This window comes from Paraburkholderia tropica, assembly GCF_014171495.1.
Lineage (GTDB): Bacteria > Pseudomonadota > Gammaproteobacteria > Burkholderiales > Burkholderiaceae > Paraburkholderia > Paraburkholderia tropica.
This window is the reverse complement of record NZ_CP049138.1, coordinates 115,538-140,458: the sequence shown is the minus strand read 5'-3', so window position 1 is coordinate 140,458 and position 24,921 is coordinate 115,538. Positions and strand designations below refer to the sequence as shown.

General features: G+C 61.2%; 15 protein-coding genes and 2 pseudogenes. 8 read left to right on the top strand and 9 right to left on the bottom strand.

Annotated elements, in window-relative coordinates:
- Positions 1-30 precede the first annotated feature (30 nt).
- The 9 genes and pseudogenes from G5S35_RS37715 to G5S35_RS37675 all read right to left on the bottom strand — a co-directional run bounded on the left by G5S35_RS37715 (position 31) and on the right by G5S35_RS37675 (position 11,726).
- On the bottom strand, positions 31-1,500 hold the full coding sequence (locus tag G5S35_RS37715; protein ID WP_074987662.1) for an aldehyde dehydrogenase family protein: 1,470 nt from the start codon (positions 1,498-1,500) through the stop codon (positions 31-33).
- On the bottom strand, positions 1,497-2,774 hold the full coding sequence (locus G5S35_RS37710; protein WP_183040833.1) for an NAD(P)/FAD-dependent oxidoreductase: 1,278 nt from the start codon (positions 2,772-2,774) through the stop codon (positions 1,497-1,499). The genes G5S35_RS37715 and G5S35_RS37710 overlap by 4 nt, the downstream gene beginning before the upstream one ends.
- A 75-nt stretch (positions 2,775-2,849) precedes the next feature.
- On the bottom strand, positions 2,850-3,518 hold the full coding sequence (locus G5S35_RS37705) for a haloacid dehalogenase type II (protein WP_074987664.1): 669 nt from the start codon (positions 3,516-3,518) through the stop codon (positions 2,850-2,852).
- 98 nt (positions 3,519-3,616) lie between these two features.
- Positions 3,617-4,942, bottom strand: coding sequence for an NAD(P)/FAD-dependent oxidoreductase (locus G5S35_RS37700; RefSeq protein ID WP_074987665.1), 1,326 nt, complete (start codon positions 4,940-4,942; stop codon positions 3,617-3,619).
- Between the two features lie 338 nt (positions 4,943-5,280).
- On the bottom strand, positions 5,281-7,137 hold the full coding sequence (locus G5S35_RS37695) for an ABC transporter ATP-binding protein (protein WP_074987666.1): 1,857 nt from the start codon (positions 7,135-7,137) through the stop codon (positions 5,281-5,283).
- A pseudogene (locus G5S35_RS37690) lies at positions 7,134-8,041 on the bottom strand (ABC transporter permease). Before G5S35_RS37690 ends, G5S35_RS37695 begins: the two are co-directional and overlap by 4 nt.
- Positions 8,038-8,991: an ABC transporter permease gene (locus G5S35_RS37685; protein ID WP_074987668.1), complete on the bottom strand. Its 954-nt coding sequence runs from the start codon at positions 8,989-8,991 to the stop codon at positions 8,038-8,040. The pseudogene G5S35_RS37690 and the gene G5S35_RS37685 overlap by 4 nt, the downstream one beginning before the upstream one ends.
- Positions 8,992-9,124: 133 nt before the next feature.
- Positions 9,125-10,702, bottom strand: coding sequence for an ABC transporter substrate-binding protein (locus G5S35_RS37680; protein ID WP_074987675.1), 1,578 nt, complete (start codon positions 10,700-10,702; stop codon positions 9,125-9,127).
- Positions 10,703-10,817: 115 nt separating this feature from the next.
- Positions 10,818-11,726, bottom strand: a complete 909-nt coding sequence (locus tag G5S35_RS37675) for a GNAT family N-acetyltransferase (protein ID WP_237182042.1) — start codon at positions 11,724-11,726, stop codon at positions 10,818-10,820.
- Between the two features lie 379 nt (positions 11,727-12,105).
- On the opposite strand from G5S35_RS37675, the gene G5S35_RS37670 reads away from it, so the two are divergent.
- The 8 genes and pseudogenes from G5S35_RS37670 to G5S35_RS37635 all read left to right on the top strand — a co-directional run bounded on the left by G5S35_RS37670 (position 12,106) and on the right by G5S35_RS37635 (position 24,916).
- Positions 12,106-13,047, top strand: coding sequence for a LysR family transcriptional regulator (locus G5S35_RS37670; RefSeq protein ID WP_074987669.1), 942 nt, complete (start codon positions 12,106-12,108; stop codon positions 13,045-13,047).
- Between the two features lie 121 nt (positions 13,048-13,168).
- Positions 13,169-14,298: pseudogene (locus G5S35_RS37665) on the top strand (DSD1 family PLP-dependent enzyme).
- Between the two features lie 78 nt (positions 14,299-14,376).
- Positions 14,377-15,348 (top strand): ornithine cyclodeaminase family protein, encoded by a 972-nt coding sequence (locus G5S35_RS37660; protein ID WP_074987671.1) that lies wholly within the window; start codon positions 14,377-14,379, stop codon positions 15,346-15,348.
- Positions 15,349-15,476: 128 nt separating this feature from the next.
- Entirely contained in the window at positions 15,477-16,958 is a 1,482-nt protein-coding gene (locus G5S35_RS37655; protein ID WP_144005108.1) for an NAD-dependent succinate-semialdehyde dehydrogenase, read from the top strand.
- A 199-nt stretch (positions 16,959-17,157) separates the two neighbouring features.
- Complete coding sequence (locus G5S35_RS37650; protein ID WP_338048751.1) at positions 17,158-20,163, top strand: FAD-binding and (Fe-S)-binding domain-containing protein; 3,006 nt, start codon at positions 17,158-17,160, stop codon at positions 20,161-20,163.
- 66 nt (positions 20,164-20,229) lie between these two features.
- On the top strand, positions 20,230-21,522 hold the full coding sequence (gene gabT, locus G5S35_RS37645) for a 4-aminobutyrate--2-oxoglutarate transaminase (protein WP_183040832.1): 1,293 nt from the start codon (positions 20,230-20,232) through the stop codon (positions 21,520-21,522).
- An 838-nt stretch (positions 21,523-22,360) separates the two neighbouring features.
- Positions 22,361-23,866, top strand: a complete 1,506-nt coding sequence (locus tag G5S35_RS37640) for a sensor domain-containing diguanylate cyclase (RefSeq protein ID WP_183040831.1) — start codon at positions 22,361-22,363, stop codon at positions 23,864-23,866.
- 243 nt (positions 23,867-24,109) lie between these two features.
- Positions 24,110-24,916, top strand: coding sequence for an IS5 family transposase (locus tag G5S35_RS37635; protein WP_074987920.1), 807 nt, complete (start codon positions 24,110-24,112; stop codon positions 24,914-24,916).
- Positions 24,917-24,921 lie beyond the last annotated feature (5 nt).

Genomic DNA, 24,921 nt, shown 5'->3' with positions numbered 1-24,921 from the left:
TCATAATCGCTATGCCTCCACGCCGCTGTCTTAAGCGTAATACCCGAGGATCGATTTGATCTCCAGGTATTCTTCCATCCCTTCGACACCGTACTCACGTCCATTGCCGGACTGCTTGTAGCCGCCGAACGGCGCTTGCGGATCCCAGGCCGGGTAGTTCATATGTACCTGTCCCGACCGGATCTGTGCGGCAACCGCACGCACCGCGTCGAGGTCCGTGCCCTGAACATGCGCGCCGAGCCCGTAGACAGTGTCGTTCGCAATCTCGACCGCTTCCTCAACGGTATCGTATGGCAGGATCGACAGTACCGGTCCAAAAATCTCCTCGCGAGCGATCTTCATGTCCGTGCGAACATCCGAGAAGATCGTGGGTCGCGCAAACCAGCCACGCGTGAAACCTTCCGGCCTGTCGAGGCCACCCGTCAGCAGCTTTGCCCCTTCCTCGATGCCCGCCCCGATCATCGTCTGCACGCGCTCGAACTGCGCACGATTCGCCAGTGGACCGTGTGTCGTGCCGTCGGAGAACGGGTCTCCCACGACCATGGCCTCGACGGCTGCAATAGCCAGCTCTTCAACCGCAGGCAGGAGCGCGCGTGGCACGATCATGCGTGTGGGCGCACTGCAAGACTGCCCCATGTTACGGAATGCAGCTGCGACGCCGAGCGATACGGCGCGTTGCAGATCTGCATCCGGCAGGACGACATTAGGAGACTTGCCGCCAAGCTCCTGTGCGACCCGTTTGACGGTGGGTGCGGCTGCCTGCGCGACCAGTACGCCGGCACGCGTAGAGCCGGTGATGGACACCATGTCGACCTGGTCGTGCGCGGCAAGTCGTTCGCCCACTTCAGGGCCAGTGCCATTCACCAGATTGAACACCCCGGCAGGCAGACCAGCGGCCTCCACGATCTGGGCGAACAGAAGCGCGGACAGCGGGGAGAGTTCGCTCGGCTTGAGCACGACCGTGCACCCAGCCGCAAGCGCCGGCCCGACCTTGGCCGTGATCTGGTAGATCGGCCAGTTCCACGGTGTAATCAGCGCGCAGACGCCAATCGCCTCGCGCACTACTGCAGTCGCACCGCGCTGCCTGCGAAACGGATAGTCGACGAGATTGTCGCGCGCCACGCGCAAATGTTCGGCCGCGAGCGGCACGTGTGCGCCGCGTGCATAAGCAATCGGTGCACCCATTTCGGTCGTGAGCGCCTGAGCAAAAATCTCAGCACGCGCCAGCATCAACGCATGCAGTCGCGCGAGATACACTGCCCGTTCGTCAGGGGACGTGCCAGACCAGCTTGTGAATGCGCGACGCGCGGCTTGCACCGCGCGATCAACATCGGAGGCATCGCCGAGCGGCAATTCGGCCAGCGTCTCACCGGTCGACGGACAGACGACCGGTACACTTTCCGCCCCGGCGGGCGTCGTCCATTCACCGTCGATAAAAATACGGCTGAGATGCCCTGTGCGGCGCAGCTGATCGAGAGGTGATTCCAGCGGTGTTGTCATTGCGTTGCGTCCTTGTATCGGTACCAGGCTCCAACGATTGGCAGGAACCACGGCTTGCCGAAGTGGCCAGGGATCGCTGGCCAAGAAAAATCCTTCCACGGATTCAGGTCCGTACGGCCGTCCATGATGTCCGCCATGCGAGTGCCCATCAGCGTCGACATCTGGGTACCGTGACCGCTGTAGCCCATCGAGTAGTAAATGCCGTCCCGCTGCCCGGCGCGCGGCAGCCGGTTCTTTGTCATGTCGACCATCCCGCCCCAGCAATAATCGATACGGGTATCAGCCAGTTCAGGGAACACGCTCGCGAGTTGTTGCCGCAGGATCTGACCACTTTTTCCGTCAGCGCTGGGGCTCGACACCGCGAATTGCGCGCGGCCACCAAACAGCAGCCGGTTGTCCGGCGTGGTGCGGAAGAAGTTGACGAAATTCTTCGTGTCTGTCGCCATTCGACGACGAGGCAACAGCCGGTCAAGCACTTCGACTGGCAGTTTTTCCGTCACGATCAGAAACGCGCCGACCGGCACGATGCGTCGACGGATCCAGCCAAACGGACCGACCTGGGAGATGCCGCTCGCGAGCAGCACCTGCTTTGCACGGATCTCTCCGCGCGGCGTGCCGATCCTGTATGCACCGCCAGGCTCCCGGTTGAGTGCAAGCACCGGATTGTGCTCAAGAATGTGGACGCCACGCGCTTCGGCTGCACGCGCGAGGCCACGCACATAGCGGCCAACGTGCATCCCTGCGCTCTTGCCGAAGATCAAGCCACCGTAATAACGGTCGGAGCCAATCTCGTCGCGTAACTCAGCGCGCGTCAGGATGCGAGTGTCAGGATCAACGTGCGCAGCCAGCAGCTCGTGGCTACGCGCGAGCTTGTCAAAGTGTGCGGGCTTCGCCGCGAGCTTCAGCTTGCCGGTACGCGCAAAGTCACAGTCAATGGATTCCTCGCGCACGAGCCGCTCAACCGTGTCGACACCAGCATCAAACGCGCGGTACAACTCGTTCGCGCGTTCGACACCGATCAGCGTCGACATCGTTCCGTAATCCTGCGCGAATCCGTTATTGCACATGCCACCATTGCGGCCTGACGCAGCCTGACCAACCGTGCCAGCTTCGCACACGACCACGCTCGCGCCCTTCTTCGCGAGCGCGAGCGCGGCAGTCGTACCAGTGATGCCTCCGCCCACGACCACCACGTCGCACGAATCGACAGGTAGCCCCACCGAGCGCGATACGAACGGCTCCGATGTGTCCAGCCAGTATGATGAGAATTGCATCAGGATTTCCTTGCGCAGAACAGACAATGCCGGTGCGTCAGCGCACGACTGCGCGCCGCATCGGCATTGCGTGCATTACAGACCGACGACGCCGGCGAGGCCAGAAATATCGCGGATCTCGATGTTCTCGTAGAACGGATTCACCGGCTCGTGGCCGCGATTGACGAACACCTTGTGCTTCACACCCATGTCGTGCGCCGACATCAGGTCGTAGCGGAACGAAGACGAGACGTGCAGGATGTCTTCCGGACCGCACCCCAGGGTGTCGAACATGTACTCGAACGCACGCAGCCGCGGCTTGTAGGCACCGGCTTGCTGTGCCGTCAGCACTGCGTGAAACGGCGCACCGAGCTTTGCGACGTTGCTTTGGATCTGCGCGTCCATCGAATTCGTCAGGATCACCAGCGGAATCTCCTTCGCGACTTTTGCGAGACCTGCCGGCACATCCGGGTGCGGGCCCCATGTCGGGATGCTTTCGTAGATCGCCAGTGCGTCCTCAGGACGGAACGGCAGCGAGAAGGCTCTTGCCGCGCGCTCCAGCGCGTTGTGAACGATCTGCGCATACGGTTTCCAGTCGCCCATCGCCTCATCCAGACGGTACGCGGAAAACACCTTGCAAAAGCGCGCCATCTGGTCCGGCGCCAGGCGCGCCCCGTACAGTGCGTGAGCCGCTTCGTTCATCTCGAAGTGGATAAGCGTGCCGTGGCAATCGAAGGTAATGTATTTCGGGCGAAGCGTTGTCATCTGCGAATCCTCAGTGTGGATGTGTCGGCATCAGTGCAAAAGAGCCAGATACCGGTCATGCAATCGAAAAATTTGGCGAATTGTCTCGCGGGTGCTGCTTAGAAATCGGCAACCTTGCCCCAGACGGATTGCTCGAACCTTGCGTGCTGATAGGGCTGCGGATCGACAATCGGCGTAGCGCCGCTGACGATATCGGCGGTGAGGTGGCCGACACCAGGCCCAATACCGAAGCCATGGCCGCTAAGCCCCGCTGCGAACACAAACCCTGGAATTTGAGCCGATTCACCAATCACCGGCACACCATCCGGCGTCATGTCGATATAGCCAGCCCACGCACCAGCAACAGGTGCGGCAGCGATCGCCGGACACAACGCCGCAGCACGGCGACGGATTTCCGCGACAGTCGGCTCGTCAACGCTTGGGTCAAGCACACGCATACGCTCCATTGGCGTCGGCTCGTCGAGCCGCCACCGAGCGCTGCTCTCGTGACCGGAACGGACACCCTCGAACGTGCCAAAGCTGAGACTGCGCCAGCGGGAGGAAAACATCGGCAGGAAGTCCCGTGAATACCGCACCTTCTGCCAAGTGGGATCAAAGCGCGCGATACCGCTGATTGCGAGCGTATAGGTCGCGTCGCCCCGTCGCGTTATCGTAATGCCCGACGTGTGCAGCGCATCCGGCAGCGAGCCGGTTGGCAGCGATACAGCGGCAACCGATGCCCGGATCGTGGCCTGGGGAAACCGGATGCCGAGCTGCCGGCAAAAAGTCGACGCCCAGGCGCCACCAGAGAGCACCGCGATAGGCGTGCGAATCGTGCCGTGCTCCGTGACTACCGCTGAGACACGTCCACCCGATGTTTCAATGCCGCGCGCAGCACAGTTCTGGTGGACCGAGCCACCAAGTTTGCGTATCGCCGCTGCGACTGCGGGCGCTGCGCGGCCTGGATCAGCCGTGCCATCGGTTGGCGCAAACACGCCCCCTTTCCAGTCACGGCCCGTCGCTTCACCACGCGACCTCGCTTCGCGGCTACCGAACACCTCTGTCCTTACACCTGCCGAGCGCGCAAAATCGCACCAGCGTGCCCAGCGGGCGAGTTCGGCTTCGTCATTGCTCAGATACAGCAGGCCGCCGCGGCGAAAACCGGTCGTCTCGCCGGATTCGGCCTCGAACTGCTCCCAGAGTCGCAGGCTTTCAGTCGCGATCGGCAATTCACGCGCATCGCGGTTCTGCTGACGCACCCAGCCCCAGTTGCGACTGGACTGCTCGCCGCCGACAAGGCCCTTCTCCACGAGGGCGACCTTCATCCCGCGCTTCGCAAGAAACCACGCAGTGAATACGCCGACGATCCCCGCGCCAATTACAACGACATCGGCGTGGGTCGGCAGCGGGTCGTTAGCGTCGATCCGGGTCAGCGGTACGCGCATGGTCTAAAAACTCCTTTGATATCTGGCTTCATGAAATTCGTTGGACTGATTATCGAGTAGCGCATACGGGCTTTGTTGAACGATCAATAAAGCCAGCGTTAAAGAAGATTTAATGCTCTTCGCAGCTACACGCAGATTGAAACCGCTGGGTTCGAACCTTTATCGTTGAAGTGAAGCGGCCCGCACAAGGCCGGCCAGTCACGAGCCGTATCTGCGATCAGCGGCTGGCAAGTCTCGATATCGTGCAGACGCAAGCCAGCGCGCGGCTAAACAGCATCGACCACCGCACTGACCCACAACGCCCCATTCGTGCCCGCACAGGATTTCGTGCCACAGGCTCAGAGCGCCGGTGCGGCTTCCGCCTGCAGCAAAGCGAGATCCGCCTCCGTACGATGACACAGCACCTGCGCGCCATTTCCGAAGGTCCGCAGTGACGGCGCCGTCCGGTTGCAAACGCCGTCCACCCGCAAAGCACACCGTGCCAGGAACGTGCAGAGGTCGGGGTCCGACGCGACGTCGCCAATCGGCGCGAGCGGCCGATGGCAGCGTTCGCTCGCCTCATCGAGCCAGCCTTCACGAGGCTCGGGTGCCGACGACACCAGCAGATGCGAATACGGGTGCAGAGGTGGTGCCGACAGTGCGTGCCGATCCCCCGATTCGACACGATGCCCTGCGTAGAGCACGACAATGTCGTCACTGATCGCGCGGACCTTCGCGATGTCGTGCGTGATGAACAGATACGAGACGCCCAGTTGGCGTTGCAGATCTCGCAGTAGATCGAGGATTGCCGCGCCGACTACGGTATCCAGCGCCGAAGTCACCTCATCGCACAGGATCAGATCGGGTTCGGCTGCGAGCGCGCGAGCGAGATTGACGCGCTGCTTCTGACCACCCGACAGCTCGGTCGTGCGACGCTGCGCGATGGATGACGGCAGCTTCACCAGTTCCAGCAGTTCCGCCACCCGGCGCCTCGCACGCTCCCCCTTTAATCCGTGATAGAACGCGAGTGGCCGCGCGAGCGTGCGTTCAACCGTGTGCACGGGATTCAGCGCAGTATCCGCGTTCTGGAATACGATCTGGATGCGCCGGAACTGATCGCGCGTTCGCCCGTGCAGGCCACGCGGGAGCGGATCTCCATTGAGCAGCACGCTCCCCCCGCACGACGGCACGAGCCCCGCGATCACCTTCGCAAGCGTCGACTTGCCAGAACCCGATTCGCCGATCACTCCGACCGTTTCTCCCCGACGGATTGTCAGGTCGATATCGTTGAGGATCATCTTTTCCGGCCATCCCTTTGCGTCGCGACGCCCATAGCCCGCTGCAACGCGACGGATTTCGAGCAATGGTGCATCCGTCGTGTCGGTCGTACGCTCACGCGCAGGGAGATCTGTCGGCGTGACCGCCGCAACAAGGCTCTGCGTGTAGGGATGCTCGGGGGCCTGTAGAATCTGCGCCGTTGCGCCGATCTCGCGAACAACGCCTTCGCTAAGTACCGCGATGCGATCCGCCATCTGGCCGACCACTGCCAGATCGTGCGACACATACACGGCTGTCATGCCGCGCTCGCGAATGACAGTGCGAAATGCACGCAGCACATCGACCTGGGTGGTCACGTCCAGCGCTGTGGTCGGCTCATCGAGGATAACCACTTCGGGATCGGTGATCAGCGCCATCGCGGCCATCAGTCGCTGCAATTGCCCACCCGATACCTGGTGCGGATACCGCCGACCAATCGTTTCCGGTTGCGGCAGCGCAAGCGCACGAAACAGCTCAATCGCCTTTGCCTGAGCTGCGGCCTTCGACATCGTGTGGTGGATCAAAGCACTTTCGATCACCTGGTCGAGAATCGTTCGCGACGGATTGAAGGCTGCGGCGGCGCTTTGCGCAATGTAGGCCACGCGCCGTCCGCGCAGCGCGGCAAGCTCACGGGCACTGAGCGCAAGAACATCAGTGTTGCCGACGCGTACCGTGCCCCCTGCAATCCGGCAGCCCCCGCGCGCATGCCCCATCAGCGACAGCGCGATCGTCGTCTTGCCTGAGCCGGACTCGCCGATGAGCGCCAGTATTTCACCGCGCGCGATATCAAGATCAATGCCATGTACGATCGTCGTGTCAGGTTCTCCGGGGCGGCTGCCAACAACGCGCAGTCCGCGCACCTGCACGTGGACACCTGCATCACGCTTCGTGGTAGTCATGCCCGACCTCCCGATTTCTTAGCCATGCGACGGCCGCGTCGCGGCAAACCATCGACCAGTAGATTGACGCCGATAGTCAGCATCGCAATCGCCAGCGCCGGAAAGATCACGACTGGTGTACCTTCCCCAGCCCTGTCATGTTCTCGCGTACCAGCGAGCCCAGATCCGCATACGGAGGCTGCACGCCAAGGCCGAGAAAACTCAGGCTGCTCAGCAGCAGTACGATAAATGTGAAACGCAGCCCTGTATCGGTCAGCATCGGATGAATCATGTTCGGCAGCATCTCGGTGCACGCGATGTACAGCACACCTTCGCCACGCGATCGTGCGACCTGCACGTACTCAGACGTACCGATGTTCACAGCCAGTGCACGTGCAATGCGGTACGAGCCCGGCATGTAGCTGACCGCAGCAGTCAGCACCAGCAGGGTCAACGACGAACCAAGCGCAGCGACGAACATTAGCGCGAACATCTTCGACGGGATCGACGTGAAGGCATCAAGCAGACGGCTCAGCGGTTCGTCGACGGCCGGACCCGAAACGGCAGCGAGCAACCCGAGCAGCGTCCCGACGATCGCCGACAACAGTGCCGACGCGAGCGCGAGCAGCACTGTCAGGCGTGTGCCTTCAATAATCCGGCTCAGCATGTCCCGCCCGAGGTAGTCTGTGCCCAGCGGGGTCTTCACGCTGATCGGACCGTACAGGTCCTGGGAGACGATCGTGCCTACCTGATGCGGCGCAAGCCATGGCGCGAACAGCGCAACGAAAAGCGCAAGTGCGACCAGCACTGCGCCTAACCAACCACCGATCGACAGACGCACGCTGGCGACGCGGCGAAAAACGGACAAAGGTGGGCGTGCGACGGCGGCGCCTGCATGATCTGAACGAATTCGGGAGAACATCATGTCCGCAGCCTCGGATTGGAAAGGATCGCGCACAGGTCCGCGAACAGGACCAGTAGCAGGTAGCCGGAGCAGAACAGCAGTGTGCAAGCCTGAACCAGCGCGAGATCGCGGTTGCTTACCGCGTCGACCATCAGGCTTGCGAGCCCGGGGTAGTTGAAAATCGTCTCGACAACGATCACGCCGCCTAACAGATAGGACAAGCTCAACGCAATTGCATTGGCAATCGGCCCAATTGCATTGGGAAGTGCGTGTCTCAGGATCAGGCGCGCCGGGCGAGCGCCTTTTAGCAGTGCCATCTCGACATACGAAGCGTTCAGTTGCTCAAGAACGGCTGCGCGTGTCATCCGCGCCATCTGCGCAATCACTACGGCACACAGCGTCATAACCGGCATTGCATAGGCGCGTAGCAAATCGTGCAGACTGTCGATTTCCCCGCCGTACGACAGAGCGGATAGCCAGTGCAGCTTGACCGCAAGCACGAGAACAGCAACGGTCGCAATCAGGAATTCCGGAGTTGCGATCAGCGAAAGCGTGCCAAGACTGATCACCCGATCGATCCAGGAGTCTCGGTTGACCGCGGCGACGATGCCACCAGTCACGGCAATCGGCACCGACACCAGCGCGGTAATCCATGTGAGTTGTAGCGACTTCGGCAAGCGAGACTCAATCAGCTGCGCGACCGGCAGGTTACTCGACGACGACATGCCAAAGTCACCGTGGGCCAGCGCGTTCAGCCAATGCACGTAACGCAGCCATGCCGGCTGGTCGAGTCCGAGCTGATGCCGGAGCGCCGCGACCGTTTCCGGCGTAGCCGACTGGCCGAGGGCCGCCTGCGCTGCATCGCCGGGCAACAGGTTCGTGATCACGAAGATGATCGCCGACACCAATAGCAAGGTTAGAAGCGCCGCCCCAACCCGCTGCGTAATCAATATCGCCATGCCGCGATTCATTTGCTACCTCCGTCAATCCCGCGTACGGGGACGCAAGAATGCGAATCCCCGTTCGCTTCATCACCGGACGCGTGAGCGGTCACCGTGCGTGCCATATGCACACCTGGCGATGCCGGGTGCGTCCGGCATTGCATCACGCATTCCACCAAACGTATTCAGCGAACGCACCACCCATCATCGCGCCTGTCGGAATCGAGCCGAGTCCCTGCAGACGCGTGTCATACGCATCGAGGAAGCTCAGGAAAGCGGGTATCCCAATGCCACACTGCTCCGATACGATTACCTGCATGTCACCGTACATCTGCTTGCGCTTCGCTTCATCCGTCTCCGAGCGCGCCGCGGCGAGCAACTGGTCGAACTTGGGGCTGTTCCACCCGGACTCATTCCACGGCGCGTTGGATTTGAAGAACTGGCTGAACAGCACGTCAGCACTGGCACGTGGATTCACGTTTCCGAAGCCCAGGGGATGCTTCATCCAGTGATTCGACCAATACCCGTCGGACGGCACGCGGTTCACGCTCAGGTTCACACCGATCTTCGCGCCGGCCTGCTGCAAAAGCTCTGCCATCTCGATCGAGCCATTTGCGTCGGTCGTCGCATACATTGGCGGCAGGGCGATACCCACAGCACCAGCCTTCTGGAAGTGAAACTTTGCCTTGTCCGGATCGTAGGGACGCTGCGGCAGTGACGCATTGAAATAGCGATGACCCGGCTGGATCGGCTGATCATTGCCAACCACCGCATACCCCTGAAAAACCGCGCTACGCAGCTGCTCCCGGTCGAACAGGAATTTCATGCCCTGCACGAAATCCGGGTTGCCCGTCAGAGGGTTGTCGCGACGCATAATCAGGTCGGTGTAAAGCCCGGACTTCGTTTCCTTCATCGCATAGCCGGTCGTCGAACTGATACGTCGCGTCTGACGGGGATTCACCGAATTGATCAGATGCACGTCGCCAGCGAGGAGCGCGTTCACGCGCGCGGCGTCATCGCTAATGCCGATCAACTCAATCTGATCGAGGTAAGGGCCTGCGCCAGTTTTCCAGTAGCTCTCGTTGCGCACACCGACGGTCGACACGCCGGGCTTGAAGGACTTCAACCGATACGGACCCGTGCCAACCGCAGTCGTAAAGTTGGTCGAGCCCGCTTTCACAATGACCAACTGCGGCGTCGCCAGAATGACCGGCAGATCAGCATTCGCCGAATCCAGAGTCAATGTGACTTCGTCGGGCCCGGTCTGCTTTGCTTCGGTAAACTGCTCGGCGAGCACCTTGATTTTCGATGCGGTATTCGGATCCTTGTGCCGCATCAGTGAAAACACCACGTCAGCCGGCGTCAACGACTTGCCATCATGAAAGGTCACACCGGGACGAAGCTTGATCATCCAGACACGTCCGTCGCGCGACTCGACGCTGCGCGCGAGATTCATCTGCGGCGTCAGCGTACCGTCGAGAGTCGTCAGGCTGCTATAGAACGTGAAGCAGCGGATGTAGTCGGAACCGGTTGACGCCTTTGCCGGATCCAGCGTATCGGCGGTCGACGACGTGTCATAGGCGACTCGGATCGAGCCTCCTTTCTTTGGCGCAGGCGCTGCGAATGCGCGCGATGCAGTGCCAATCCAACCGCCTCCCGCCATCGCAGCGCCGCCCGCCGTCATCAGTCTCAGCATGTCGCGTCGCGTCACGCCACCCGTTGTTTTTTCCTGCTCGGTCATGCCCATCACTCCTCGTGTATTCACTGGGTCGAATCGCTGACTGCCATGCAAAGCAACGATCCACGTGACGACGCAGCCCGCTCCACGCAGGCGAGCGTCGCCACCGCGTTATCGGTCAGAACATCGCTTGAGTGATCAGCCCGTACCAGCGAAGATCAGGATGCGGAGCACGGCGATGTGCGTCTGCGGGAGCATTGCGTACCATCTTGACGACAGAGTCGACGCACGGCAGCCCCTGCTCGGCCAGCCAATCGTCGACACTCGATCCGTCGGGTACGTCAACCCGGATGTACTCGTTCTCACGCCCTGCCAGCCAGTAGCCGATTAGCGCCTTCGCATGCAGGTCGTCCTCCGAGTTCGTCGCGATAACCGGCCCGATCACGTAGCCGCGCCCAAAACTACGGAAAACAGAGAAGCCGATAATCGCGCCGTCACGCTCCAGCACAACGCCCGTGCCAACCTGGAACAATGCGGCAAGCATTGCGGCGCGTTCGAGACCAGTTGCACTCGCCGCGAGCGCGGAGAGCACCGAAACGTCGCCGGGTTGGGCATCACGAAGTCGCAGGTTATCCGGCAAAACGACGGGGACAGTCTCCGTCACTCGACCCTGATGCTGGTTCAACAGACCGCAGACGCTGAAACCCAGCTTTTCATAGAGCGGCTGTCCGGCCGGTGTCGCGTGCAAAAACGTTACGCGCTCACCCACCTCTTTCAGCAGCATCTCCATGAGCGTGCGGCCAATGCCCCGCCCCTGATATGCGTCGGACACGATTACGAGACCCAGAGAAGCACGCTCTGGCCCATGCTTCCAGCAAAGTGCAGTACCGATCACGTCGCCATCCAGTTCCGCGACGAAGCCGGTGCCGGCATCCAGTGCGAACTGCCAGTCCTCGGGACGATGGGGCCACGACACTGCGAGCGACATCGCATGTGCGGTGGGGATGTCCGCCGACGTCATCAGTCTGTAGTTCGGGGGCGTTGTCGACGCTTTCTGCATGGAGCTTTCAGTCGCCTTAATATTCATACGTACACCTTAATGATTGTCGTTGCGATGCGATCTCTTCCCGGGCGCCTGCCGGGGTACGGCTGGCACCACCGTTGAATCGATTATCCGCGATCAAAATAAATATCAATTAATCGCCGACTAACATCGCATTAAGAAAAATTTAATGACCGAAGATCCAGTCTGCGCCGATCATCGGGGCTGGGCGATGCCACCAGCATTGCTTCGGGCCCCTATGAGCGGCCTCTGACGGTGCTGCGGCCGTCTCAGTCAGTGAGAACGCGCCGCCTTGGCGCTGCTCGCGGGCAGGACAGCCATCGTTCCGGCTCGCAGCACACGATACGGGGCGGGATTTTTGGCGTGTTTAATATCTATTGAACGTATGATTTAGGGCCATTTAATGATCGAACTTGACGACATGCGGCTGTTTCGGGCACTGGGGGCATCCCGTTCGCTCGCCGCTGCCGCGCGCCTGCTTAACCTCACACCGCCGGCCGTGTCGGTACGCCTGCAACGCATGGAGGAACGCCTCGGCTTGCGCCTGGCCGTGCGCGAAGCACGCGGCGTTACCCTTACCGACGAAGGCCTGAAGTTACTCGAAGAATCTATCGAGCTGCTGGAGAGGATCGAGTCGATTGCGTCCCGCGTAGCTGAGCAATCGGGAAGCGTCAGCGGACATTTGCGTGTAGTCGCGCCATTCGGGTTCGGCCGTACCCACATTGCGCCCCTCCTTCGTGAAATGCATCTCACGCATCCCAAGCTGGAGGTTTCACTGATTCTTGCGGAGAGTCCGCTATCTGCCGCCTCGGGCGCGGACATCGTGTTGTCGATCGGTGCAGCCAAATCGTCATCGTGGGTCGGCCATTTCCTCGCACCAAACGAACGCTTCCTGTGTGCGAGTCCCGCATACGCGAAGCGAATTGATCGCCTGGACCATCCAGCTGACCTTTCACACTACGAATGCCTGACACTTCGCGAGAACGATGAGGACGTAACGCGCCTGCGCTTTATGCCCGCGGGCGACTCACACAAGCCCGGCGCCAAGGGAATCACGGTGAGACTGTCAGGGGCACTTTCGTCGAACGACGGCACTGTAATCAGCGACTGGGCGACTGCCGGCCTCGGCATTATCGAACGCTCGGAATGGGATGCTGCACGTTTGATCGCCTCCGGCAAGCTGGTCCGAGTGCTTCCCGCATGGAGGCTGGAGCCGGCACCGATCATGGCGCTACTGCCTTCGCGTCACGGCGTGACGAACCGTCAGCGATTATTCCTCGACGCCGCGAAGCGGGCCCTCGATCCTCCGCCCTGGAGACAGCCGGCAGGCGTTAATCCGGTTTAACGATCGGTTTATCGTCCGTTAAACACAAGCTGAAAACCGACTCCTATAGTGGGAACTCCATCCAGGCTGCGCAGCTCCGTTGCCCAACGCTGTGCGCCGGTATCTCGCAAGGAGTCGAATTTTGAATCTGCAGTCGTTGAACACGCCGGCCGCCCTGATCGACGTCGCGCGCATGAACCACAATATTGCGCGCATGCAACAGCGCCTTGACGCGCTAGGCGTCGCGTTCCGGCCGCACGTCAAGACCACCAAATGCGAACCCGTCGTACGTGCGCAGCTCGAGGCGGGCGCGTGCGGCATTACCGTATCCACGCTCAAGGAAGCCGAGCAATTCTTTGCAGCTGGCATTAGTGACGTTGTCTATGCGGTGGGTATCGCACCGGGAAAGCTGCCTCAGGCACTCGCGCTACGACGCGCAGGCTGCGATCTGAAACTTGTCACGGACAGCGTCGCCAGCGCAGAAGCGATCGTCGCCTTTGGTCAAGAGCACAGTGAAGCATTCGAGATCTGGATCGAGATTGACGTCGATGGTCACCGCTCCGGCATCCCCCCGAAGACGCAACGCTCATATCTGTCGCAACCGCCCTGGTGGAAGGCGGGATGCACCTGGGTGGGGTGATTGCACACGCAGGATCGAGCTATGAATACGACACGCCGGAAGCGCTTGCACACATTGCTGAGCAGGAGCGTGCTGGCACCGTGCGAGCGGCGCAGCGCCTGCGTGAAGCAGGCTTGCCGTGCGAAGTCGTGAGCATTGGCTCCACCCCTACTGCACTCGCCGCCGGACATCTCGAAGGAGTGACCGAGGTGCGAGCCGGTGTTTACGTGTTCTTCGATCTTGTCATGCACAACGTCGGCGTTAATGAAACGTCCGAGATCGCGCTCAGTGTACTCACCACGGTGATTGGCCACCAGGCCGAGAAAGGTTGGGTGATCGTCGACGCGGGGTGGATGGCGATGAGCCGGGATCGTGGCACGCAAAAGCAAAAGCAAGATTTTGGATACGGTCTCGTCTGCAACGAGCAGGGCGAGGTACTGGACAGCTACCTGATGTCGGGGGCAAACCAGGAACACGGAATCATCTCGCATGTTGGTACGCCTGATCACGATATTGAAAAGCACTTCCCGATCGGAACGCGACTGCGCATCCTGCCGAATCACGCTTGCGCCACCGGTGCACAGTACCCCGACTATATCGCGGTCAAGCCGGACGGCGAATTGCAAACGTGGCCGCGTTTTCACGGCTGGTAAATAGCAGTAAACGCACGGGAATACGGTCTGGTCAGACCAATTCGATACACGCTATTTTCTCGTTAAATCTCTAGAACTATGGATGCCTACGCGCAACTCCTTCTGCTGGACAACGAATCGGTCGAATTCGCTTTGCAAACTGAAGACGTACTTGGCGCCGTCCGCGAGGCCTTTGTTCTTCACAGTCAGGGTGCCGGCCGTGTTTTTCCGGTCATTCGAGAAAAGCTGCATACGGGAGGTGTCTTCGGGATCAAGGCGGGAGATGTTGCTGGCCAGAACCTCCTCGGCTTCAAGGCGGCGGGGTTTTGGCCATCCAATCGTCAAACAGGGAGCGAACCGCATCAGGCAACAATTCTTCTGATCAATCCCGCGACAGGTCGGCCACAAGTCATTCTGGACGGCAACGCAATCACGACTGCCCGCACTGGTGCTGCGGGTGCATTGGGCCTGAAAACCTTCGCGCGAGAAGACAGCGAGCGGCTTTGCCTGTTTGGCACCGGCGTCCAGGCTCACATCCAGCTTACGTACGCACTCAGCACCCTGCCGAATCTGCACGACGTTCAATACGTAAGTGCGTCTGGCGAGCCGGAACATGGCTTCGAGGCTCAATTCCGTGACCGATGCACGATTCGCGTAGCAAGAGACCGCAACGATGCCGTCGCATTGAGCGACGTCGTCATCACCGCTACGCCGGGTCGCCAGCAGCTGTTCGATTCGACGGCAATGCAAGCCGGTACGCACCTCACCTGTGTTGGCGCTGACACAGCCGGAAAGCGCGAATTGCCGCCCAACGTGCTGGAACGCGCACGCGTTTTCGTTGACGACAGGCAACAGGCACAGTCGATCGGCGAGTGCCAATGGGTTAGCGGCATTCAATGCACCGAGATCGGCGATGTGCTCGTCGGCAAGGTACCGTTCCAGCGCGAATACAGTGACATTACTGTCTTCGACATGACCGGACTCGCCTTACAGGATCTCACGGTTGCACGTCTGGTTTACCAAAGCGCCATATCAAGCGGAAAGGGGCGAACCGTCGCGTGGCCTTGGTAATTGCATACCAGCAGGCCGGGGATTCAACACGAATTGGCCCGCCGTATGCTCCAGATACACACAACACACATTGCTCCGCTGATGCAACCATGGTCGTCATGGGAGCACTTTATGTTCAGGATTACGAAATGCCCTTTAGTCTTGATAGCGATTCCCTGCTCCCGGGCCGCAATTACATCGACGGCGCCTGGGTGGAAGCCGTCGACGGCAGCACGTTCCCGGTCAGCGATCCGGCCACCGACGCCGTGTTCACGCAAGTCCCCAACAGCGGCGCACAAGACGCGAAGCGCGCCGTGGACGCCGCGCACAACGCATTCGCCACATGGCGCAAGGTCCCGGCGAAGCAGCGCGCCGCGATCATCAAGCGCTGGAACGATCTGATCGTCGCGCACAGCGAGGACCTCGGCAAACTGATTTCGCGCGAACAGGGCAAGCCGCTCGCCGAAGGCAAGGGCGAAGTGCTGTACGCCGCGAGCTACGTCGAATGGTTCGCCGAAGAAGCCACGCGCACGAACGGCGACATCATTCCCGCGCCCGTGCCGGGCCGCCGCATGTATGCGCTGCGCGAACCGGTCGGCGTGATCGCCGCGGTCACGCCGTGGAATTTCCCGGCCGCGATGATCGCCCGCAAGATCGCTCCGGCACTCGCCGCCGGTTGCACGGTCGTGTGCAAACCTGCCGAAGATACGCCGCTCACGTCGCTCGCGCTGGTCAAGCTAGCCGAAGAAGCCGGCGTGCCTGCGGGCGTGCTGAACATCGTCACCGCCTCGCGCGAGAACACGCCCGCCGTGGTCGACGTCTGGCTCGACGACGCGCGCGTGCGCAAGATCACCTTCACCGGATCGACGCCCGTGGGCAAGCATCTCGCGCGCCGCAGCGCCGACACGCTCAAGAAGCTCTCGCTCGAACTCGGCGGCAACGCACCGTTCATCGTGTTCGACGATGCCGATCTCGACGCCGCCGTCGAGGGCCTGATGATCTCGAAGTTCCGCAACGGCGGTCAGACCTGCGTGTGCCCGAACCGCGTCTACGTGCAGGCGGGCGTGCATGACGCCTTCGTCGCGAAACTGGCCGCGCGCGTGGGCGCGCTCGTCGTCGGTCCGGCCACCAACGCCGCCTCGCAGATCGGCCCGATGATCAACGCGCGCGCGGTCGACAAGATCGAGCGCCACGTGCGCAATGCCGTGGAAAACGGCGCGAAAGTGATCGTGGGCGGCACGCGCGTGCAGTCGGAACAGTGCGCTTCGGCGAACTATTTCGCGCCGACCGTGCTGATCGACGCGACGCCGTCGATGGACTGCTCGTGCGAAGAAACCTTCGGCCCGGTCGTGCCGATTACGCGCTTCGACACCGAAGCCGATGTGATCGCGCAGGCGAACGCGACGCCCTTCGGTCTCGCCGCGTACTTCTATTCGACGGACGTGCGCCGCATCTGGCGTCTCGCGGATGCGCTCGAAAGCGGCATCGTCGGTGTGAACGAAGGCGCGCTCGCCGCCGAATCCGCACCGTTCGGCGGCGTAAAGGACTCCGGTTACGGCCGCGAAGGTTCGACGCACGGCATCGAGGAGTACATGCACATCAAGTACGTCTGTCAGGGACAACTCGATTGATTATCTGAGCAATTCGAGTGACAGCAAAACGGTGACTGCTCTGCTGCAGGGTTCCCGCTCCCCGTACATGCGTGCCGTGGCCGGTAACACCTTCAAGGTTCTAAAAATGAACGGCTTTTCCATACTGACCCACGGCATTGCAGGGAATCATGCTGAAGCGCCGCTCAATGCTGCCATGCCGCGTATTCCAGAAGGTTCCATGATGCACGCCAACGGTTCCGGCGCGCCGGATCTCAACCAGATGCTGATGCTGCGTCAGCAACTCGGCGCGCAGACCACGGCAGAGATCCGTTTCGATCCGGCCACGCGCGCGATGTATGCGTCGGAGGCGTCGAACTATCGCCAGCCGCCGATCGGCGTCGTGATTCCGCGCACGATCGACGACTTCGAAACCACCGTCGAACTGTGCGCGAAACTCGGCGTGGCGATCCTGCCGCGCGGCGCGGGCACGTCGATGTGCGGCCAGGCCGTCAACGCAGCGATCTGTATCGATCATTCGAAGTATCTGCACGCGATCGAATCGATCGACGCCGCAGCGGGTCACGCAATCGTGCAGCCGGGCGTGATCTGCGATCAGCTGAAAAAAGCCGCGGCCGCGCACGGTCTGACCTTTGGTCCCGATCCCGCCACGCATAGCCGCTGCACGCTCGGCGGCATGATCGGCAATAACTCGTGCGGCGCGCATTCGGTGATGGCGGGCAAGACCGTCGAGAACATCGAACGCCTCGACGTGCTGACCGCGACCGGCGCGCGCTTCTGGGTCGGCCCGACCGACGCCGCCGCGTACGCCGAGCATCTCGCAGCCGGTGGCGAACGCGCGCGCATCGTCAAGGGTCTGCGCGAACTCGCCGAGCGCTATGCGGACGATATCCGCGCGGGCTTTCCGAAACTCAAGCGCCGCGTCTCGGGCTACAACCTCGATCAGTTGCTGCCGGAGAACGGTTTCAATATCGCGCGCGCGCTGGTCGGCAGCGAAGGCACGCTTGCCACCACGTTGCGCGCGCAGGTCACGCTCGTCGAAGGTCGGCCCGAGCGCGTGCTCGTCGTGCTCGGCTTCGATACCATTTTCGATGCTGCGGACAGCGTGCCGCATCTGCTGCCGCTCGGCGCGATTGCGATGGAAGGGCTGGACCAGGGCATCGTCGGCGGTCTCAAGGCGTTGGGACTCAAGCTCGACGACATCGCCGAACTGCCCGCCGGCGACGCGTGGCTGCTGGTCGAATTCGGCGCGAGCACGCGCGACGCCGCGATCGCCCAGGCGCGCGCGATGGCCGACGCGGCGCAGCGTTTTCCGCAACAGCCGAGCGTGCGTTTCGTCGAAGACGCGGCCTTGATGAACCGGCTGTGGACGATCCGCGAAACCGGCGCGTCGGCGACCTCGCTGTCGCGCGATCCCGCCGCGCCCGACCCGGTGGTCGGCTGGGAAGACGCCGCCGTCGAGCCCGCACTGCTCGGCGCGTATCTGCGCGAATTCACGGCGCTCGTCGAGCGCTATGGCTACAAGACCAATCTGTACGGCCATTTCGGCGACGGCTGCATTCATTCGCGCATCACCTTCGATCTGCGCTCGGCCAGCGGCGTGCGCGACTGGCGCGCATTCCTGGAGGAAGCCGCAAAGCTCGTGGTCAAGTACCAGGGCTCGCTGTCCGGCGAACACGGCGACGGCCAGGCCAAGGGCGAATTCCTGCATCTGATGTACACGCCGCGCCTCATGCAGGCGTTCCGCGAATTCAAGGCGCTGTGGGATCCGCAAGGGCTGATGAACCCCGGCAAGCTGATCGACGCGATGCCGGTGGACGAGAATCTGCGCATGGGTCCGCAGTATCGCCAGGGGAACGTGAAGGGCATGTTCACGTATCCGATGGCGGCAAATCCCGCCAGCAACGACGCGCCCGTCGACACACTCGAAGAACGCGGATACGGGCGCGAAACCGAGCGCTGCATCGGCATGGGCAAATGTCGCTCGATGGACGGCGGCACGATGTGTCCGAGTTTCAAGGCGACGCGCGAGGAGCGCAATTCCACGCGCGGACGCGCCCGCCTCTTCTTCGAAATGCTCAACGGCGAGGTGATCGACGAAACGCGTAACGCCGAAGCCGTGAAGGAATCGATGGATCTGTGTCTCTCGTGCAAAGGCTGCAAGAACGATTGCCCGACACACGTGGATATTCCCAAGTACCGCGCGGAATTTCTGCATCGCTACTACAAGACGCGGCGTCGTCCGCTGATGGATGCGGCGGTCGGCAGGATCGGCGCATGGCTGCCGGTTGCCACGCGCGTAAGCGGGCTCGTCAACGGCGCGATGCGCAACAGGCTCGTCAAAAAGGCATCGCAGCGCTTTGGCCTGGCTGAAGGCGCGGCGTTTCCCGCCATTGCTTCGCAGGCCTTCCGCGACACGCCGGCGGCGAAAAAGCTGATCGCGCCGTGGCCCGCGCGCTTTGGCGCACAGGACGTCGTGGTCTGGACCGACACGTTCAACAACGGCTTCTCGCCCGCCGTGCTCGACGCCGCCCTGCGCGTGGTCGAAGCCGCAGGCGGCACGCCGCGCCTCACGCCGCGTCATGTCTGCTGCGGGCGTCCGCTTTACGACGTCGGCCTGCTCGACGAGGCGAAGAAGAACCTGCTCGATATCGTCGAGATGATGCGCGCGCCGGTTGCCGCCCGCGTGCCCGTGCTGATTCTCGAACCGAGTTGTCTTTCCGTGTTCCGCGACGAAATGCTGGCGTTGATCGGCCATGATGCCGAGGCCGGTGAACTCGCGCGCAAATTGTCGTCTTCGTGCATCACCGTTGCAGAATATGCCCAGAAAAACGGGCTGAATCTTCCATCGACGTTGCCGGGCGAAGGTTCTCGCGCAGAATCTGTGCATGTGCACACGCATTGCCATCAGCGTGCATGCGGCGGCGCGGGCGCGGAGAAAAACCTCGGCGCGAAGGTGCTCGATACCGGCTGTTGCGGCATGGCGGGCGCATTCGGCTATCACCACAAAACCGCCGCCGTGGCGAAAGCGGTCGGCGAAAAGGAACTCGTGCCGAAGCTCGCCGCGCTGCCCGACGACGCCATCATGGTCGCCGACGGTTTCAGCTGCCGCTCGCAGATTGGCAAGCTCACCGGCCGCACGGCGCAGCATCTTGCACAGCATCTTGCAGAAGCCATCGCCAGCGCGAACCCAACTGTGCGTACCGGCACCGACGAACCCGCGTAGCGGCCTGATCCACCTTTGCTCAACACCGTCCGAATACGGTATCAAACAAACCAGAGAGAACCTGACATGACCCGCGACAATCAATCCCTGATCGAACATCGCCAGCATCACGTGCCGCGCGGCGTCGTCACCGCGCATCCGCTGTTCGTCGAAAAGGCGCAAGGCGCAGAACTGTGGGACGTCGAAGGCCGCCGCTTTATCGACTTCGTCGGCGGCATTGGCGTGCAGAACATCGGCCATAGCCATCCGCGCGTGATCGACGCCGTGCAGAAGCAACTCGCGAAGGTCACGCACGCGGCCTTCCAGGTGGTCAGCTACGAGGTCTACACACAACTGGCCGAGCGCCTCAATACGCTCGTGGGAAACGGCGCACACTACAAGTCGTTCTTCTCGACGACGGGCGCGGAAGCCGTCGAAAACGCAATCAAGGTCGCGCGTGCGTGGCGCAAGGTGCCGGGCGTGATCGCGTTCCGCGGCGGCTTCCACGGCCGCACGCTGCTCGGCTCGACGCTGACCGGCATGAGCGCGCCGTACAAGCAGAATTTCGGTCCGATGGCGGGCGAGGTCTATCACACGCCCTATCCCGACGCGTACCGCAACTTCAGCGCGGCCGATGCGATGCGCTCGCTCGAAGACCTGTTCGCCACGCAGATCGCGCCCGACCGCGTCGCGGCGATCATTCTGGAGCCGGTGCAAGGCGACGGCGGTTTTCTCCCGGCGGGCAAGGAGTTCATGCAGGCGCTGCGCGAACTGACGACGCGTCACGGCATCGTGCTGATCTGCGATGAAATCCAGGCGGGCTTCGGACGCACCGGCGAGATGTTCGGCTTCCAGCACTTCGGCATTCAACCCGACGTCATCACGGTTGCGAAGAGTCTCGCGGGCGGTCTGCCGATTTCGGGTATTGTGGGCCGTGCGGAGATCATGGACGCACCGCTGCCTGGCGGCCTGGGCGGCACGTATGGCGGCAATCCGCTCGGCTGCGCGGCGGCGCTCGCGGTGCTCGACGTGTTCGAAGAAGAACAGTTGCTGGCGAAGGGCCGCGCGCTCGGCGCGAAGCTTCACGCCGGTCTTGAACAGATCGCGCGCGACCACGCGGCGATCGGCACGGTGCGGGGTCTCGGCCCAATGGCCGCGCTCGAATTCGTGCGCAACAGCGACCCGTTCCAGCCCGACGCCGACTTCGCCCAGGCCGTCATCGATCAATGCCGTGAAGACGGTCTGCTGGTGATCAAATGCGGCGTGCACCGCAATACGGTGCGTCTGCTCGCGCCGCTGACCGTGAGCGATGCGATCGTCAATGAAGCGCTGACGATCCTGCGCAATGCGGTGACGAAGGTATCGGCGAAACTCCGCTAAGACTACCAGCAAATGCTGGCGCAGCTCTTTGGAGTACTTCATCATTACGCTCGGTTTCCGCTAACTCGAGAGCATAAAGATAACGGTTCGTGTGCTCGACATCGCCCGCGCGATGCTGCGTCAAACGATGAAGAGCAGCCTCACGCGAACCACGCTGGGTCGCGCCGGTAAAGAAGCACTGCCCGGCGCTTCGACGAGAGAATCGGCGACAAGGTTCCTTTGCGCGCGTTATCGCTGGCAAACGCCCCCGATGTTCCACTTATCCTGCTGTCTGATTTTGAGCGGCCACGTCTTAGGCGAGAGGAGCGGCGGCATTTGCACGCCTTTACAGAAGACGAAGACAAGACCGTGAAGGCAGCCTTCAGCGTGCCCGAACTATGATTCTCCCGCGCGAACTCGCCGCGGTCGATATTCGGTGCCCAATATCAGGACGGCATCGAGCCGCCGCCGAGGCGATGATACATCGCCTCGGCAAATAGCTGTGCTGCACTGGCTGCAGCCAGCGCCTGCCGGAGTTACATCCGGCGGTGGCTCGATTACGCGGTACGTAGAATGATTGGATCGATCCGGAAGCGACGCCGCGTCCCGCGGACATGCACCGGCGCGGGCAACCCATCCAGTCTCACGCTGATCCTAGCGCAGCACCGTTCGGATAGCCTGCTCGCCGCGCAAGGCGATTTGCCTAGTCGCGGATGTTGCCTACCTTCATCGCTGCACCGCGCTTTCGCATTCTCGCCCCCACTATGACTTTCAATCAAGTCTCGATTTTTTAACCTACCAGCCGTTAACCCGAGTTTACACAACATCCGGTCTTCTAGATCCAGACTCATATCATTCGATGACCGCATCCACTATCATCGAGAAAGTCGCCAAATGGGCGGGACGCAACCATGTTGTGGTAGGCGGACTTGGCACGCTGATGTCGATCGCAACACTATGCATCAGTGCGCTAACGCTGTATTTGACGAAAAGCGAAGTCGTCAAGCATGCGCACGAGACGTCGCGTAACGTCACAGCTGTGCTCGTCAGCGAAATCGCACGCACAGTCGAAACCTCGAACAATGCTCTCGTTTTACTCACCTCTGACCTTGAAAGGCCAGAGGTGAGACGTATGGATGCTGAGTTGAGGCATGCTCTGCTCTTCCGACGCACTGCAGCGCAGTATGTAACGGGAATGGGCGTAACCGACAGGTCCGGCACGCTAATCGATGGCTGCTGCGGCCGCTCCCATCACTGGGACTTCAGCGACCGCGACTATTTTACAGTTCAGCGCGATAACCAGGATATTGGCCTATACGTGTCCGAAGCATATCAAGCTCGCTCGCGTGACGGCACGAAATCTATTGCATTGTCTCGTCGTATAGAGGGGCCGCGTCATACCTTTAACGGCATCGCAGTGGTGGCGATCGATCTGGCCTATTTCGATCAGTTGCTATCCAGACTTGATGTAGGGCCACATGGCATCAGCGCAATTTTGCGCACAGATGGCACAATTCTGTCTAGAAATCCGTCGTTAAGCGACAACCAGATGATTCGCTTGCGTCGCTCGAAGACCTTCGACCGCATGCTAAGCCAAGACTTCGGATTCTACACGGCATATTCACATATTGATGGGACATTGCGTCTCTACACCTTTCAGCACGTACCGGGTACACCGTTGATTGCTGTCGTGGCTCCCGCGGAGCAGGACGTACTTGCGAACTTCAGGCAGATGGCCTGGACAGTGGGTTCCGCTGCCTTCAGCATTTGTGCGCTCTTTTGTGCCGTTGTCTGGTTGCTCGCTTTTGCGCTGCGTGAAAATCTTCGCAAACAGGAACTGCTGATCGATCTTACGCATAGAGACGCCCTGACGGGCCTATTGAATCGCCGTGCGCTCAACGCTGCACTGGAAGACGAATGGGAAAAACTTCACCAGGCATGTAGCAGCAGCTTGTCCCTCCTGTTCATCGATGCCGACCATTTCAAGCAGTACAACGACAAGTATGGACATGCTCAAGGAGACAATGCACTGAGAGCTCTGGCGACGTGCCTCTGCACACACATGCAACGGTGCGGAGGCATTGCAGCCCGTTACGGCGGGGAAGAATTCGTTGCTGTGTTGCCCAACGCGGACAGTGGTCAAACGGCAAAGATTGCAGAGGCGATCAGGCGCGACGTCGAAATGAATCGACTCGCGAGATCTGTAGAAGCGCTGCCACTTTTTACGGTCAGCATCGGGTATGCGACCGGACATCCGTTAAGAACCCCATCCGTCGAGGAGCTCATGCATCTGGCCGATTTATCGCTATATCTCGCCAAACGCGAGGGTAGAAATCGCGTATGCGGGGGTGATGCGCTCCTCTAATCGAAGGTTGCTTAGAAGGTTTCGGTGTTACCCCGCCAAGCCCCATATTGGGGCGCTCGTGATGCCATTGATCTAGGTGTCTAGTCCCAGTCAACCAGTAGACCCACGCAACGAAGTGTTCGGCTGCCTGGTTCCGACCGACTGCCTTTTTATCCTTTTCTTGCATTATATGACTAACGAATAGTGAGGTCCGCGTCCTAGAGCGTGTTAGACACTTGCGGCCAGACCTGGTATCCTGGCCAGATGGCAAAACGCAGACCCTACCCGACAGATGTGTCGAATGATGAATGGAGCTTTGCGGCTCCCTATCTGACTCTGATGAACACAGACGCACCGCATCGCAGATACGAACTGCGCGAGATGTTCAATGCGCTGCGCTGGATCGTTCGCGCGGGTGCGCCGTGGCGTTTGTTGCCCAATGACTTTCCACCGTGGGAACTGGTCTATCAGCAAACACAACGCTGGATTCAGGCGGGCTGTTTCGAGGCCATGGTCAACGATCTGCGTTCGATCATCCGGGTCGCGCAGGAGCGCCGTGGTCAACCCAGCGCGGTCATTCTCGACGGGCGTACCCTGCAGTCGACCTGCGAGAGTGGGTCTCGTGCCGGCTACGACGGATACAAACGCAAACGCGGCAGCAAGGTCCATATGGCGGTCGATACCTTGGGGCAGTTGCTTGCCGTGCATGTGACGCCCGCCAACGAACAGGAGCGCGCGCAAGTCGGAGAACTGGCGCGCCAGGTTCAGCGGGCCACGGGCCAGACTGTCATGGTGGCGTTTGCCGATCAGGGATACACCGGCGAAGAGCCTGCACAGGCCGCACTCGACGAAGGTATCGAGCTTCAGGTCATCAAGCTGCCGGAGGCAAAAAAGGGCTTCGTCCTGTTGCCGCGCCGCTGGGTGGTCGAACGCAGCTTCGGCTGGCTCAACCGCTTCCGCCGACTGGCCAGAGACTACGAGCGATTGCCCGAAACCTTGGCTGGCTTGCACTTCGTCGTCTTCTCCGTGCTCATGCTCGTTCACTTTGCAGCCCTTAACAAAAGTGCCTAACACGC

What these genes read in the sequence shown, in the direction of transcription:
- G5S35_RS37680 (WP_074987675.1), bottom strand. Translation starts at nt 10,702, where the DNA reads ATGACCGAGCAGGAAAAAACAACGGGTGGCGTGACGCGACGCGACATG.
- G5S35_RS37710 (WP_183040833.1), bottom strand. Translation starts at nt 2,774, where the DNA reads ATGCAATTCTCATCATACTGGCTGGACACATCGGAGCCGTTCGTATCG.
- G5S35_RS37705 (WP_074987664.1), bottom strand. Translation starts at nt 3,518, where the DNA reads ATGACAACGCTTCGCCCGAAATACATTACCTTCGATTGCCACGGCACG.
- G5S35_RS37685 (WP_074987668.1), bottom strand. Translation starts at nt 8,991, where the DNA reads ATGAATCGCGGCATGGCGATATTGATTACGCAGCGGGTTGGGGCGGCG.
- G5S35_RS37655 (WP_144005108.1), top strand. Translation starts at nt 15,477, where the DNA reads ATGCCCTTTAGTCTTGATAGCGATTCCCTGCTCCCGGGCCGCAATTAC.
- G5S35_RS37640 (WP_183040831.1), top strand. Translation starts at nt 22,361, where the DNA reads ATGACCGCATCCACTATCATCGAGAAAGTCGCCAAATGGGCGGGACGC.
- G5S35_RS37675 (WP_237182042.1), bottom strand. Translation starts at nt 11,726, where the DNA reads ATGAATATTAAGGCGACTGAAAGCTCCATGCAGAAAGCGTCGACAACG.
- G5S35_RS37635 (WP_074987920.1), top strand. Translation starts at nt 24,110, where the DNA reads ATGGCAAAACGCAGACCCTACCCGACAGATGTGTCGAATGATGAATGG.
- G5S35_RS37650 (WP_338048751.1), top strand. Translation starts at nt 17,158, where the DNA reads ATGATGCACGCCAACGGTTCCGGCGCGCCGGATCTCAACCAGATGCTG.
- G5S35_RS37715 (WP_074987662.1), bottom strand. Translation starts at nt 1,500, where the DNA reads ATGACAACACCGCTGGAATCACCTCTCGATCAGCTGCGCCGCACAGGG.
- G5S35_RS37670 (WP_074987669.1), top strand. Translation starts at nt 12,106, where the DNA reads ATGATCGAACTTGACGACATGCGGCTGTTTCGGGCACTGGGGGCATCC.
- G5S35_RS37700 (WP_074987665.1), bottom strand. Translation starts at nt 4,942, where the DNA reads ATGCGCGTACCGCTGACCCGGATCGACGCTAACGACCCGCTGCCGACC.
- gabT (WP_183040832.1), top strand. Translation starts at nt 20,230, where the DNA reads ATGACCCGCGACAATCAATCCCTGATCGAACATCGCCAGCATCACGTG.
- G5S35_RS37660 (WP_074987671.1), top strand. Translation starts at nt 14,377, where the DNA reads ATGGATGCCTACGCGCAACTCCTTCTGCTGGACAACGAATCGGTCGAA.
- G5S35_RS37695 (WP_074987666.1), bottom strand. Translation starts at nt 7,137, where the DNA reads ATGACTACCACGAAGCGTGATGCAGGTGTCCACGTGCAGGTGCGCGGA.